13 protein-coding genes are annotated in these 14,992 nt (G+C 36.9%); 5 read left to right on the plus strand and 8 right to left on the minus strand.

Features of this window, described 5'->3' with window-relative positions; all coding sequences use genetic code 11:
• Positions 1 to 24 precede the first annotated feature (24 nt).
• The 7 genes from OMO38_RS04050 to hflX form a co-directional block, all read right to left on the minus strand.
• The gene (locus OMO38_RS04050) at positions 25 to 2,091 is read right to left on the minus strand and encodes a hypothetical protein (protein WP_264748938.1); all 2,067 of its coding nucleotides are present in this window, start codon (positions 2,089 to 2,091) and stop codon (positions 25 to 27) included.
• A 14-nt stretch (positions 2,092 to 2,105) separates the two neighbouring features.
• Positions 2,106 to 2,774 carry a hypothetical protein gene (locus OMO38_RS04055; RefSeq protein WP_264748939.1) on the minus strand — a complete coding sequence of 223 codons (669 nt, stop codon included), beginning with the start codon at positions 2,772 to 2,774 and terminating at the stop codon, positions 2,106 to 2,108.
• Positions 2,775 to 2,854: 80 nt separating this feature from the next.
• Positions 2,855 to 3,577, minus strand: coding sequence for a DNA alkylation repair protein (locus OMO38_RS04060; protein WP_264748940.1), 723 nt, complete (start codon positions 3,575 to 3,577; stop codon positions 2,855 to 2,857).
• Between the two features lie 142 nt (positions 3,578 to 3,719).
• A complete protein-coding gene (locus OMO38_RS04065; protein ID WP_264749124.1) occupies positions 3,720 to 4,148 on the minus strand; it encodes a DUF4919 domain-containing protein in 429 nt (142 codons plus the stop codon).
• A 103-nt stretch (positions 4,149 to 4,251) separates the two neighbouring features.
• Entirely contained in the window at positions 4,252 to 5,538 is a 1,287-nt protein-coding gene (locus tag OMO38_RS04070; RefSeq protein ID WP_264748941.1) for a cation:proton antiporter, read from the minus strand.
• 12 nt (positions 5,539 to 5,550) lie between these two features.
• Positions 5,551 to 6,186: a DUF4919 domain-containing protein gene (locus OMO38_RS04075; RefSeq protein ID WP_264748942.1), complete on the minus strand. Its 636-nt coding sequence runs from the start codon at positions 6,184 to 6,186 to the stop codon at positions 5,551 to 5,553.
• Positions 6,186 to 7,418, minus strand: a complete 1,233-nt coding sequence (gene hflX, locus OMO38_RS04080; RefSeq protein WP_264748943.1) for a GTPase HflX — start codon at positions 7,416 to 7,418, stop codon at positions 6,186 to 6,188. Before hflX ends, OMO38_RS04075 begins: the two co-directional genes overlap by 1 nt.
• A 207-nt stretch (positions 7,419 to 7,625) precedes the next feature.
• Between hflX and OMO38_RS04085 the strand changes: the two genes are divergently transcribed.
• From OMO38_RS04085 to OMO38_RS04095, 3 genes are read left to right on the plus strand one after another with little or no spacing between them, the layout of a single operon-like run.
• Positions 7,626 to 8,105 carry a T9SS type A sorting domain-containing protein gene (locus OMO38_RS04085; RefSeq protein ID WP_264748944.1) on the plus strand — a complete coding sequence of 160 codons (480 nt, stop codon included), beginning with the start codon at positions 7,626 to 7,628 and terminating at the stop codon, positions 8,103 to 8,105.
• A 5-nt stretch (positions 8,106 to 8,110) separates the two neighbouring features.
• Entirely contained in the window at positions 8,111 to 10,657 is a 2,547-nt protein-coding gene (locus tag OMO38_RS04090) for a beta strand repeat-containing protein (RefSeq protein ID WP_264748945.1), read from the plus strand.
• A gap of 7 nt (positions 10,658 to 10,664) precedes the next feature.
• Entirely contained in the window at positions 10,665 to 11,069 is a 405-nt protein-coding gene (locus tag OMO38_RS04095; protein ID WP_264748946.1) for a hypothetical protein, read from the plus strand.
• A gap of 71 nt (positions 11,070 to 11,140) precedes the next feature.
• On the opposite strand, the gene OMO38_RS04100 is transcribed toward OMO38_RS04095, so the two are convergent.
• Complete coding sequence (locus OMO38_RS04100) at positions 11,141 to 11,575, minus strand: META domain-containing protein (protein ID WP_264748947.1); 435 nt, start codon at positions 11,573 to 11,575, stop codon at positions 11,141 to 11,143.
• Positions 11,576 to 11,660: 85 nt separating this feature from the next.
• On the opposite strand from OMO38_RS04100, the gene OMO38_RS04105 reads away from it, so the two are divergent.
• Complete coding sequence (locus OMO38_RS04105; RefSeq protein WP_264748948.1) at positions 11,661 to 13,862, plus strand: S46 family peptidase; 2,202 nt, start codon at positions 11,661 to 11,663, stop codon at positions 13,860 to 13,862.
• 86 nt (positions 13,863 to 13,948) lie between these two features.
• Positions 13,949 to 14,647 carry a hypothetical protein gene (locus tag OMO38_RS04110; RefSeq protein ID WP_264748949.1) on the plus strand — a complete coding sequence of 233 codons (699 nt, stop codon included), beginning with the start codon at positions 13,949 to 13,951 and terminating at the stop codon, positions 14,645 to 14,647.
• Positions 14,648 to 14,992: the final 345 nt, after the last annotated feature.

The following is a 14,992-nucleotide window of genomic DNA, read 5'->3' on the forward strand; positions in this document are numbered from 1 at the left end:
TAATTAGAAAATCCGGCCAGCTGATTACAGAGTCTTTGCTTCTTTATCAGATTCCCTGTTCTTGAACATCTCGTCAAACAGATCAAAGAAATACATCAGGCTGTTTTCTGAAGAATTTTTTATTTGGTAATCTATTTCAGTCTGAATGCTTTCGTTTTTAACCTCAGTTTTAAAATAGACATCGCCCACATTTTTTCTCAAAGAATTCAATGTCCTTTTTTCAGAAACTGATTTGAATTCCTTTTCCAAACCAAGCAGTAATTTTTGAATATCCAATCTTCCTGAAAGAGGATACTTCGCAGAATCTTTCATCCATTTTCCGGAAACTGAAGACTGGCTTTTTTCAGTCAGATTTTGTGTAGAAGTCGTAAGATAAACAACACCGTTTTTCACGGTGAAAAATATCTGATCAAGATATCCGTTGCTTTTCTCTTCTTTAAAGGAATATACATCACCGTTTTTAGTGAATTTTTTGGCGAAATCTTTATTGGTTGTCAGAACGTCAAAGATTCTTTTCCAGTATCCTTCATTTTCAGTCACAAAAGCAAAAGTAAAATCCGGCACCATGACATCCTTGGTCTTTTTTACTTCTTTTTCGTTATAATTTTCATCGTAGTCGTAATCTGTGTACCCTACTTTTTTAGATTTCAATTCATTCAAAACAAAAATTCCGTTTCCGGGTGCGATTTTAGCAATCGCTTCCTCATCAAGAACGATTTTCATGGTTTCGATAACCAGCTTAACTTCTTTCTGATATTCTTTGTCGCCGGCATCCTGAAGCAGACTGTACATCATATCAAAATACTTGTAGCCATTCACATTCATCGCATAATAACCGATGCTTCTGTCGTTGATTAACGCAGTCAGTTTTTTATTCTTCTTTCCCTGATAAACGGCTGAAATATTTTTCTGTGTTTCTCCATCTTTATGCTGATAATTGTTGACCAATCTAACCTGATCTTTGTCGAAATAAAGATTGTATGCAGAGTTTGAATTGTACATTTTACTCAGAATACTGCCAAAGTTATATTTGCTGTACATTTTATCATACAGTCCTTTGCTAATCAGTTTTTCGTAATTGGCGTAAACAAAAACATCAGAATTACCATCTCTGAAACTCAGCATTTCTTTTGACGCTTCAATCTGCAAATTTGTGTTGAAATAAGTGTCAAAACTTCTTTCTGCGATTGCTTTTGCAGTTTTATATTTTTCAATATTGAATAAGTCCATTTCTTTTTGATACTCAGCGTCTGCCGGATAAGCTTCTGTTTCTACATAATCATCCTGAGAAGCTGGCGGAGCCATTGTTTCTGAACTGTCTTCCGGATACAGAGAATCTGTTGTCTTTTCAAACTCTTTTTTTTCTTCCGGATATCTGTGATGTTTTTCGAGATATTTAATATCTTTCTGATGTCTGGCAATTTCAGTATTGCTCGATTTGATATTATCCTTCAGATATTTAATTTCATCTTTTAAATATTGAATTTCTTCTTTGTAATCGAATGGTTTTTCCTCAATATCTACTACTACAGCACTGTCTATATCTACCATTACACTGTCGGTAAACGCAGCTGCCGTACTGTCTACCGCATATATATCGTCATCCCAAATATCTTTTGAACGTTTTCTGTAATTCACCAAAGTGATAACGGCTCGCTGATCGTTCCATGCAACGAAAAGATTGTCGTCAAGATCAATGTAGGAATAGTTTTTTTTCTTAGAAGGCTCCAGTCCTTTTTTCTTGGTCGAATTGATGAATTCCTGAAACTTGAGTTTGTTATCTAAAACAAAATGTGCCGTATAAGACTGCACAGAATCTGAAATTTGCGCGTAATGATACTGCGTAGCATCATACTTAATACCCGTCTTGGAATAGTCATTCCACGAAGGCTTTCCCTTTTCCTTTTTGTCGATTTGCTGTAAAAAAGGATTAAACTTTTCCCAATTTATCTTTTTATTAAGCTCTTTTCCGTTGATCTCCATATAAAATACGGCATCCGAAGGAACTTTCATGCTGTTTTGCGCAAAAGCAATGGCAAAACCGAAGAGCAAAAAAGTGATTTTCTGTAATTTGTGTAAAAATGATCTCATATTATAAATGGGGATTATTGAAATAGAATAGTATTTTGAGTCTGCTTTCTCTGAAGGATAAAATCTAAAATATTGCCTTCCAGCTTCATTGCTTTTCTGTTGGGTGAAAGTTGATAAGAAGCATTAGACTGGGATTTTACTGTATTTTCAAACTGCAAAACTGAAGTATATTTCGCATTATTAAAAACTTCTTTGTCAGCAGAGCTCAGCTTGTCATAGTCACTTTTGAAAGTATTAATTTTATTTCTGCTAAAAGTTTTCTTTGCGGGACTGTGACTGTAGATGTTGGTAGGAATCATTTTTCCTACAATATTTTTAGCTTTCAGCTGTTCTAAACCGGAGTTGACATCTTCAATTTTTTTGAAATTGCAGCTCAGTTTGATGATATAGTTATCAAAATCCATCGAAGTTTTTACGTTGGAAATGCCGGGAACAGTTTTGAAAATTCTTGCAGCTTCGTTGATTTTGGCTTCTATTTCTGATTTTTTGGGAACTTTTTTACCGTTGACTGTTTCCATTTTTGAGATGGAGGCCAGTCTTGTTTTACTTTTGCTGGCATTGAGAATCAGAGAATATTCGCCACTGCCATCCGCTTTCACGTTCACTTTATCTAAAATATCAAAACAGCTTGTCAAAAATAAAAGGGGAAGCACCAACAGAAGACACTTAAGGATGATTTTCATGATTTTGGTTTAAGTAACAAACTTACTTAATTTTGATTGAATTAACGTTGCGAAATAAACCTTTGCACACCAATGAAATCTTAAATTCTGCCCTTTAGATAATCCTGTCGGAGTTCTTCATCTAATTTTTCGATTGAATAGCGAAGGCAGGTTCGCGGCATTTTTTTATAATGCTGGTTGAGATATGTGATTAATTCATTATTATTTTTGTTTCCCATTTCCCGCAACATCCAGCCATTTGCTTTGTGCATTAGGTCGTGTGGATGGTTTAAATTATGGGTTACAAATTCCTTAGTCAGTTCAAAATGACCTTTTTTAATATAATGCATCGTTCCGACAACCGCTACTCTCTTGTGCCACATCTGATCAGAATTCGAAAGATCTCTGAACAAGCTTTCCTTTTGATTTTCAAATGCATACCGACCCAAAATCTTATAACAGCTGGTGTCGACCAGATCCCAATTATTGATATTCTGCAGATGATTGAGATAAAATTCTACAACCTCATCTTTTACAACCTGATCTTTTGTTTTTTCAAATTTAGAAACCAACATCAGAAGAGCCGTCAATCTGTGTTCGTGATAAGTTGAAGAAAGCAATTCGCTTAACTCTTTTAAACTAATCTTTGAATAAAATTCTTTGGCAACAGACCGTTGATCCGGAACCGTTACACCCAAAAACAAATCACCTTCACCATATTCTCCTTTTCCTGTCTTGAAAAATTTCGGAAGAAAAGCTGCTTTCTCCGGAATAGATAAAACAGCCAGTGATTCTTTGATTTCTTTAAGAATATTATTTGTCATCTTTGAAAAAGTCTTTATGGTGAGTTGTTCTTACAAAAAGCAGATCCTGTCTGTACTTATAAATATTAAGCCAAGAACCATCAGCCAGAACTTTAGATTGAAAGGATAATCGTTAATCCTGGGACAAAAACTTCAGAGCTTTCTAATGCAACCATTTGATCTGAAAATTTGTAACTACAAGCGGCGAAAAATATAATTTCTCCGTTCCGCTATTATTTATTGTCTTTAATAAAAGTTGATATTGACTAAAATGAAAATCACCCTTATCTTCTTCTTTAATTTTATAATGTAATTTTTGAAGATCCAATAAAAGCTCTTTTTGCAAAGGATTTTTCTGATACAGGATTTTTGCTTTTTCTAAAATCTCTGTTGCTTTTTTAAATGAAATATTTCTATCTGAAAACTTGGTAACTTCACCAAGATCGGTCATAAAATCACCTCTTTTAAAGCCATGATCAACATAATTGTTTCCATAGTAAATGTAATTGAGCTGTTCTTGATTCAAAGATTTGGGATCAGTTTTAAAAATCTCCAGATTATCATAATAAAACTTTTTAGGATCACTTGTCACATCGATTTTTATTTGGTCAATGTTTACCTGAGAAGACAAAATTCAAAAAACAATAATAAAATAACAGCTTCTTCACATCTAATTTATTCTGATTAACAAACAATTAATGACTTTCTTCTAAAGCGATACTTTCCAACTCTTTTTCTTCATCAGCAATCCTTTTCGGATTGGCAACTTTTGCAATTGTAAGTCCCTGAACGATAATAGAAAATACAACTACACAGTAAGTAATACTTAAAATAGCATTACTGTATTCATTTTTCGGGATCGACATTGCCAAAGCGATGGAAACACCACCTCTTATTCCTCCCCAAAACAGAACCTTAATCGTCTGTGGACTGAACCGCGTTCTGAAAGACATAAATTTCGTAGGTCCCCAGATGGAAATAAATCTCGCCACCAAAACCACAACAATCGCCAGTAAACCTGGAATCACATAATGATTTAAGTCTTTGATCATCAATAATTCGAAACCAATAAAGAGAAATAAGACAGCATTCAGAATTTCATCAATTAGTTCCCAGAATTTAATTAAATAATCCTGAGTAACAGATTTCATTTTAAATTTAACATTAAAATTACCCATGAATAAACCGGCAGCAACCATTGTCAACGGGCCGGAAACGTGCATCTGTCTGGCAACAAGATAACCTCCCATTACCACAGCAAGCGTCACCAAAACTGAAATTATATAATCATCGACTTCTCGCATTAATCTAGAAGTTACCCATCCTAAAAGCACTCCCAAAAGCAGTCCTCCACCAGCTTCCTTCATCAGTAAAATGGTGATATTTTCTACACCTAAATCTACTTCTCTACCTACCGCAAGCTGCAATACAACTGTAAAAACCACAACAGCCATACCGTCGTTAAACAGTGATTCACCGGCAATCTTTGTTTCTAGTGACTTAGAAATGTTAGCCTGTTTTAAAACACTTAAAACCGCCACCGGATCTGTAGGAGAAATTAATGCTCCAAAAACCAGACAGTAGATAAAAGGAATTTTTAATCCTACCAAAGGCAGCAAATAGAACATCCCGAATCCTACAATAAAAGTTGAAATAATCACACCTGCTGTTGAAAATATGAGGACGGGACGAAACTGTTCTTTTAAATCATTAATATTAATATGAATTCCCCCGGCGAAGAGCAGGAAATTAAGCATTGCTCCCATCAGAACTTCGGTAAAGTCTATACTGTTCATTAAATCATTCAGATGACCGAATGTCTTAGGAAGAAAGTTTTCACCAAATAAAACCAATATGATAGACACCACAATGGCAATAACCATAATTCCGATGGTGCTCGGAAGTTTTAAAAACCGGTAGTTAATATATGCAAAAATGGATGCTAATACGATAAGCGCTGAAAATGAATAATATAATTCCAATGAATTGTTTTTTTAAAAGATTAAGTCTAGATATAATACTTTGATATAAATTTTACTGTCGCCTTTTTCCCAAACGTCTATTACTCCATCTTTCAGAGGTCTTGAACCTCTTGTGTAATCCTGTCCGATGTTCATGACGTTCAGAAAAATATATTCATCGCCTACACTGTTTACTTTATAAGCGGTTTTCTCAGATTTTCCGTCTCCGGAATTTTTGATTGCATCTGTGAGAAGTCTCAACTGCGAAATATGATGCGTGAAATTGCTTACATCTTTGGTCTGATCGTAGGCACGAAGGAGAATAAGAATGACATCAAGATTGGTGGAATCTTTATTGTAAAGAATCTTGCCCAGCCTGATACAGTCTGCAAAATTATTGTTTTTAAAAGCTTCAGCCAGACTTTTGAACTCGTCGCCAGTCTGGGAAACTTTATCTTTTATGAAATTTCTTCCGTAGTATAAATGCTGTGCTTCTGCACTGTCAAGTGATTTTGGAAGACCTTTAAATTTAAAAATCAGTTTTTCATAATTGTAAGGCGAGCTGGAATTTTTGAGGTTTTTCTCAATACTTTTCAGATCTAATTTAGTCTTTTGGCCATATGCAAAAAACGGAATAACAAGCAGAAAAACGAGTATTTTGTAATTCATTAATCTTCTTTTTCTGATGCTTCGTCTTCGTCGTTATCAAAATATTCGAAAAGAAAATCGTTGTATGGGAATCTTGAGATATGAATTTTCATCACCTCATCATAGATCAGCCTTTTCATTTCAGGGAAATTTTCTTTCTTCAGAGCGGAGATGAAAACCGCGGGATGCTTAGATTTATTCATCCACGTGCGCTTCCACTCTTCCAGCGAAACATTTTTACTTGAACCCGGTGTAAGATCGTCTTCGTCTTTTTTCTCGTAGCTGAAATCATCAATTTTGTTGAAAACCATAATCATCGGCTTCTGATGCGCATTGATTTCCATCAGAATCTGATTTACAGATTCTATGTGATCCTCAAAGCTTTCGTGAGAAATATCAACCACGTGAATCAAAAGATCCGCTTCTCTAACCTCATCCAAAGTAGATTTAAAAGACTCTACCAACTGCGTCGGCAATTTTCTTATGAAACCTACCGTATCCGTCAATAAGAAAGGTAAGTTTCCGATGACCACTTTTCTCACGGTTGTATCAAGCGTTGCAAAAAGTTTATTTTCTGCAAAAACCTCAGATTTAGAAATTGCGTTCATCAAGGTAGACTTTCCTACGTTGGTATATCCCACTAAAGCTACACGAACCACTTTACCACGATTGTTTCGCTGAGTTGCCATCTGTTTGTCAATGACTTTCAGTTTATCTTTTAATAATGAGATTCTGTCACGGATAATCCTTCTGTCGGTTTCGATTTCCGTTTCCCCAGGACCACGCATTCCAATTCCTCCTTTCTGTCTTTCAAGGTGGGTCCACATTCTCGTTAATCTGGGAAGTAAATATTGATACTGTGCCAGTTCCACCTGTGTTCTAGCGTATGAAGTCTGCGCTCTCTGGGCAAAAATATCCAAGATTAGATTCGTTCTGTCTAAGATTTTTACCTCAATTTCTTTTTCAAGATTTTTAAGCTGTGAAGGCGACAGTTCGTCATCAAATATAATGGTTCCTATCTCGTTTTCCTTTACATATTCTTTGATTTCCTGCGCTTTTCCGCTTCCCACAAAAGTTTTGGAATCGGGCTGAGTTAAATTTTGAGTAAAACGTCTGTCTACCGTAGCACCTGCCGTTAAAGCTAAAAACTCTAACTCGTCCATATATTCCTGCAACTTATCAGCATCTTGATTTTGGGTTACAACGCCTACCAAAACTGCCTTTTCGTAACTATGTTGTTTCTTTTCTAACATTAAATTCTGTATAATTTATAAGATTTACAAGATAACGTTTTTAATTAATAAATGCAAACCCAGTCTTCAAATACAGTGATTATCCCTTTTTTATTCTAGTTCTTTTCCTCTGGTTTACCTCATCCGTCTGCATGTACCTTTACACCGTAAAAATCTCAATAACAGATGATAACATCAAAACTCATATTAACCAGAAATTATCTTAACATGAAAAGAATTTTTATTTACGGCTCTTTTTTGATTCTTTGCTCATTATCAGAAGTCAATGCCCAGAAAACACTTCTTGCAGCAGGATCAAACGCAACAGGGAGTAGCGGCTCTGTTTCTTACAGTGTAGGGCAGATTGATTACACTAGTAAGGGACCTAACAGTCAGGTAAATGAAGGTGTACAGCAAGCTTACGAAATCATTACACTTTCCACCACAGAAACAACTGGCGCCGACAGAAAAGACATTGTATTGTACCCTAATCCTTTTAAAGACTTCATTTTTTTGGATTTTGCCACAAACGACTACCGAAATTCTGAATTCCAACTATTCGATTCTTCCGGAAAGCTTTTAAAAGAAACTAAAATAAAAGAATCAAAATCAGAATTTAATTTTTCAGAGCTTCCATCGGCGATGTATATCGTAAGAGTCAATCAGAATGGAAAAAACATCAAAACATTTAAAATCATTAAAAAATAATCACCATGAAAAAAATTTTACTAACCGTAGGAATGATGCTTGGCCTTCATTTGGTTTCTGCCCAGGCTCCAGAAAAAATGAGCTACCAGGCTGTGATGAGAAGTGCAACAGGGCAATTACTTGCCAGTCAGAATATCGGTGTTAAAGTCAGCATTCTACAGGGTTCGGCTTCAGGAACTGTTGTATACTCAGAAAGATTAACCGGTGTAACCAACGCCAACGGACTCATCAGTCTGGAAATCGGAACCGGAACTGTACTTTCAGGAACATACGCTACGATCAACTGGCCTTCGGGAAATTATTTCTTAAAAACAGAAACAGATCCTACAGGTGGAACATCTTACACCATTACGGGAACCAGTCAGCTTTTAAGCGTTCCTTACGCGATGTACGCCAAGTCTTCAGGCAGTTCAGGCGGAGGTTTCACTTTACCATATTCTGCTACCGTCAACAACGCCTCAAATCTTTTCACGATAACCAATGACGGAGACGGAACTTCTCTGGAAGGAATCAACAACACCACAACATCAAGCATTGCAGCAGTAAGAGGAACTGTGACAAATGTAGCGCCAGGAGGATTTTCATCAGCCGTTCGCGGAATTAATAACGGAACAGGTGGTTTGGGAATCGGAGTTTGGGGGTCACAGGCAGGAAGTGGATGGGGAGTTTATGGTGTGACTGCAACGGGATTAGGAGTTTATGGAAATTCTTCAGGAGCGGGATATGGTGTTTACGCCAATAGCAATACCGGAACAGGTTTAAGTGCCACCAGCACCAATGGGCCAGCTGCCAGCATTTCGATATCCAACAACGCAAACAACAGCACGGTTCTTACTGCGAATACTTTGGGTAACGGAACAGTGATTAATGTTTCAAGTACAGGATCAGGAGCTGGTGTGGTAAGTTCTACAGGTACAGGATTTGCCGTACAGGGAACTACAAATCAACAGAGTTCTGCGGGAATTTACGGAGAAAATACAGGGAGCGGAGAAGCTGTGGTCGGTATCGTAAACAGTGGTATTGCCGGAGCTGTAGTCGGAAGAAATAATGGTGCCGGATATGGTGTGCGAGGATTTGTTTCCGGAAACACAACAGGAACAAGCATTGGAGTGTTTGGCCAGGTTGGTCTCAATTCAGGCAAAGGAAGAGCAGGAAGATTTGAAAATACAAATACTGCAAACGACAGAAATACTTTTGAGGTAGAATCTAACGGAGCAGGAAACATTCCTGATAATACTTTAGGGAACGTCTCATCTTTTCTTTCTAATAATACAAACAGTGTAAGTGCAGCAGTAAGAGGCGAAGTGAAAACTATTTTCGGAAACTTTGGAGCGGCTGGTATTTTCGGAGTATCATCCGGAACGGGAGGCTTCGGCGGATTGTTTTATTCTTCAAATGCAACGGGAAACGGACGCGCTTTAGTTGCCCTGACAGACGGAAATGGTGACGCAATTGTTGCCAATGCCGGAAAAGACGGTGATGCTATAGAAGCAAATGTTGACGGAGCAGGACGAGCCATCTACGGCTGGGTTCCAACATTCAGTACTGGTAAGGCGGCAGAATTTAAAAATTTCAACACCGCAAATACATCAACAGCTCTTTCCTCAACCACATTAGGAAACGGTATCGCAGGAGAATTCTTCGTAGACAATACAAATGGAACTTCACCCGCAGTGAAAGGAAAAGTCAATTCTCAGTTTGCCAACTTCGGAACTGCAGGAGTGTATGGTGAGTCTGCAGGAACAGGCGGTTTCGCAGGTTTATTTTATGCGAGTAATGCGTCAGGAAACGGACCTGCATTAATGGCTCTTGCGAACGGAAACGGAAACGGTATCACAGCGAATGCAAAAAATACCGGTGATGGTGTAGAAGCAACGGTAGACGGAACAGGTAGTGCCATCTACGGTTGGGTTCCTAATTACGGAACCGGTCGCGCAGCTTATTTCAGAAACTTTAATACTGCAAATTCTCAGGCAGTAGTATCTGTCACCAATGTAGGAACAGGAACGGGAGTTTTTGTAAACCATACCGGTCCGTCAGGAAACATAGCCGTTTTTCAGAGTGCAAGTGCCAACGTTACCCGTATTGATAAAACAGGAAAAGGATTTTTCAACGGCGGAACTCAAAACAGCGGTGCCGATTTAGCAGAAGCATTTGATGTAGAAGGAAACAGTTCAGAATATGAGCCGGGAGACATTCTTGTGATCTCAACAGACACAGACAGAACTGTAGAAAAATCATCAAAAGCCTACTCCACTTTGGTTGCCGGAGTTTACGCTACCAAACCAGGTGTTCTTTTAACAGAAGAAAATATTGATTCGGAATTGATTGGTAAGGTTCCCATGGGAGTTGTCGGGGTTATTCCAACCAAAGTCTGTCTGGAAGGCGGAAATATAAAAAGAGGTGATCTTTTGGTAACCTCATCAAAATCCGGAGTTGCGATGAAAGCCAATCCTAAAAAGGTGAGAATTGGTCAGGTTATCGGAAAAGCTCTTCAGGATTACGACCAAAGCTCAATTGGAAAAATAAAAGTATTAGTTAACATTAAATAAAAAAACCATGAAATCATTATACATCATCCCATTCTTACTGTTGAGCGCAACATTTTATGCTCAGGAAAAAAAATCTGCAGAACTTCAGGATCAGGAACAGGTTTTGAAAGACGCCAAAGCATTTGAAAAGAAAATGCAGAGTCAAAACGAATCGAAAGCCACTAAAAAAGACAATGTTTTAGCCTCAGACCAAGCTTCAGAAGTGAAGCAGCAAGCCCAGACAGCGCAAAAGGAAACCAATCAGGGAAAATTGATTGCTAATACGGCGAGCCTTGAAGAAGTTTTTGCAACAATTCCGAACAGGCAAAATGCAAAAAAAACGGGAGCCTCAGCAAATCATGCTGTAAAAATTCAGGGAATTCCCAGCACCAGCACTTTAGAAGAAATTAAAAAAACGATTCCAAAAAACTAAACTGATAACCACTTTTATACTAAGGAAGTCCGCAACAAGTGCGGACTTCCTGATTTTTATGTTTAAAAGATTTAATCCCAATCGGCTGCAACGAATTTCATTTCATTTCCTAAATCATCAGAAAGCATCAAGCGATGACCTTCAATCTCATAATGGGTCATCTTCTTAAATTTTTTCATGAAAGTGTTTTCAAGTTCCATATTTGTACAGGCCATTTCTGTACCTCCCAATCCTGAAATTTTTATTTTTCCTTTGTTGTTCAGTTTAGCTTTAAAAAAAATTCGGTTGCATCCCATTTTTGCAGTCCCTTTTATTTCTGTGCCGGTTGTTTCACCCGTTAAATTGATTCCAGCCTCGTTTTCAATAAGTTCCTGTTTCGTAAATTTATCAAAAGAAACCATCATCCATTCTCTCTGATAATGTTGGTTATTGACCTGAGTGGAGGAACAGTTTGTAACTGCTGTCAAAATAAAAACAGCAAAAAAACTCAGAATAATGTTTTTCATACCACTCAGTCACCCATTTTCATACCAATTACGGATGGATTATCGTAAAAATTAGTAAATTAGCCCCACAATAATTATTTTAAAAATGAAAAGAATATTTTTACTATTCACTTTCTTGTTAGGTTTTGCCCAGATGAGGGCAGATGAAGGGATGTGGCTGTTAATGCTCATCAAAAGACTTAACGGTGTTGATATGCAGAAAGAAGGTCTGCACCTTACTCCAGAAGAAATCTATTCTGTGAACAACTCAAGTCTGAAAGATGCGATTGTAAGCTTTGGAGGATTTTGTACCGGAGAAATCGTATCCGACAAAGGGTTGATCTTTACCAATCACCACTGTGGTTACGGCGCTGTAGCAGCTGCTTCTACACCTTCAAAAGATTACCTGAAAAACGGTTTTTGGGCAACGAAAGAAAAAGACGAGTTTAATGCAAAAGATCTTTATGTAAGATTTTTGGTGAGAATGGATGATGCTACGCAGAGAATCAATTCTAAACTAAACAACAACATGACTGCAGCTGAGAGAAAAGCTGTAATTGATGCTGAAACAAAAGCAATTCAGACAGAAAATTCTGAAAACGGAAAATATACCGTTGTTGTAAGAGATTTCTTCAACGGAAATGAATTTTATTTCTTCGTATATCAGGATTATAAAGATATCAGATTAGTAGGTGCACCACCATCAGCTTTAGGAAAATACGGTGGTGATACAGATAACTGGGAATGGCCAAGACATACTGCAGACTTCACAGTTTTCAGAGTGTATGCAGACGCAGCAGGAAACCCAGCAGAATTTGCTCCTACCAACGTTCCTTTGAAACCTAAACACTTTTTACCCGTTTCTATTAAAGGAATTAAGCCAGGTGACTTCTCAATGATCTTAGGTTACCCAGGAAGAACCAACCGTTACCTGACTTCTTATGGAATCAACCAAATGGTTTCTAAAGATTATCCGGCTTGGGTAGAAACTTCTAAAATGGCAATGGATGTAATGAAGAAGTACATGGATAAAGATAAGACCACTCAGTTGGCTTATGCTTCTCAGTACGCTTCTGTTGCTAACTACTGGAAAAACAGACAGGGAACAATTGATGCCGTTATCAAAAACGGAACAATCTCTGACAAACAGAATATCGAAAAAACATTCAGACAATGGTCTGCACAGCCTGGTAACGAGATGTATGATGGTGTTTTAGATCAAATCAACACGTACTACAGACAGGTGTCTGACAGAAATGTTGAAAGAAATTACGCTTCACTTCTTACCAGAAATGCAAAATATATCGCTTTAGCATACCAATTGGCTCCGGCTCTTGATGCTTATGCAAAACAGGATATGGCAGGAAGATTGGCTATGAAACCTAAAGTTGAGGCAGCGATTAAAGATGCTTACGATAACATCAACCCTGAACTGGAAGGAGAAATGCTGAATTCTTTGGTGAATCTTTATAAAACAAGAGTAAAAGCAGATGTTGCATCACCAACAATTATGGCTTTGGATGCTAACAGTTTATCTACTGTGGCATTCTCATCAATCTTTGCAAACAAAACTTCAGTAACGAATTTTGTTCTAAACCCAGACCGTTTGAAACTGGATGCAGATCCGCTTTTAAAAATTGCGAGAGGAGTAGCTGAAGATCAGAAAGCTTCTGGAGAAAGATTTGTAAAAATCGATGATAACTTTGCAAACAACAACCGTCTTTTCTTAGCTGGTTTGATGAAAGCAATGCCTGAGAAAAAATTCTATCCGGATGCTAACTCTACTATGAGATTAACATACGGACAGATTGATACTTTGCCTGTAAGAACAGACAGAAACTATTACGGTGTAACAGAAAACTATTACACAACAATGGAAGGTTTAGTAGGTAAATACAAGGCAGGCGACGAAGAATTTGATCTTCCACAAAGAGTGATTGCGCTTCAAAATGCAAAAGATTACGGTCAGTATGCTGATAAAGCAGGTTACCTTCCGGTAAACTTCTTGTCAAACAACGATATTACAGGTGGTAACTCTGGTTCTCCGGTAATTGACGGTGATGGAAACTTAATTGGTATCGCATTCGACGGAAACAGCGAAGCTTTAAGTGGTGACATCGTATTTGAAGATCAGTGGCAAAAAACCATCAGCGTAGATATTCGTTTTGTTCTATGGACAATCGACAAATATGCTGGTGCAAGAAGATTGGTTGACGAATTGAAATTAGTGAGAGACGAAAATACTCCAGCTGATACAGGCGCATCTAAAATTAAAACTGCTGCTCCTGCAAAAAAGAAAAAGAAATAATTTTTCTAAAATAATATTGAAAACCGTGGAATTTATTTCACGGTTTTTTTATTAAATTGAAGTAGAAAAAAATCATCTCCACCATTATGAAACTTATTAAATTATTTTCTCTTTCGATTGTATTCGTTCTGCTCAACTGTCAGAAGAAAAATGATAAAAGTTCCGTCATTACTGAAAATTTAATTAAAAGTAAAACTGATTCAAGCGTAAAACCAAACAATAACACGGAATTAAAGGAAATCACTCTCCCGAAATCACAGGCATTTACGAAAGATTTTTTAGAAATTGAAGATGCTGAAATCAATGGTCACCAAATAGTCCTTTCATTAGCTGAATTTGACAGACTGTATCCCACAAAAGATTCTTTGAAAACGGATGTATGGGAATGCGGAAGCCCGTTTGAATGGTTAGACGAAAACTGGATGATCAAAACCTACGGCAGAAAAAATTCTCAGTCTGGAACTTTCGAAAGATTTGACGGAAAGATAAGTTCAGTGTATACCCACAGTGCAGAATTTAATTCAAACAAACACATTGTTCTGTTTAATTCCGCTGATGCTGCAAAGAATAATTTTGAAATAAAATCCCATCACATTTTACTCAATCAGAATACAACGATTGAAGAATTTCAAAAATTATTTCCCCAGTTGAAAAAAGAAATTACAGATCAAAAAAATGTATTCCGGTACAGGATTTCTGTCGGTAAAGATAGGGATGATGCTTTTCTATTTTATTTTAAAGACGGTAAACTTGAAGAGTTTGTTCTGTGGTGGCTTTTGTGCTAGATTGTAAAGAATGATCAATTCTGATCACGACTTTTGTATTCTATTGTTTTTTCTTAATAATTAAAAGTCAAGCACTTTGATTACAGTTTCAACAAGTAATAAATACATCAAAAAATCTGCAATAAAATCCTAAATTTTAAAAAAAACAGATTTCCAAATCGATCAGAATAAGATTTAAATCACTTAAAAAAAATTATTTTAAGCGCATTCGTAATTCATTATAGTTTATTATATTTGAAAAATTATTACAGGATTATTACGAATATCTCCACTTTTGGAGAAGCATTAGATGAGGTAGATTTTATTTGAAGCACAGTCAACAAAAACCACCATGACATTGATAGC

Origin of the sequence: Chryseobacterium kimseyorum (genome assembly GCF_025971945.1) — a bacterium.
Classification (GTDB): Bacteria; Bacteroidota; Bacteroidia; order Flavobacteriales; family Weeksellaceae; genus Chryseobacterium; species Chryseobacterium kimseyorum.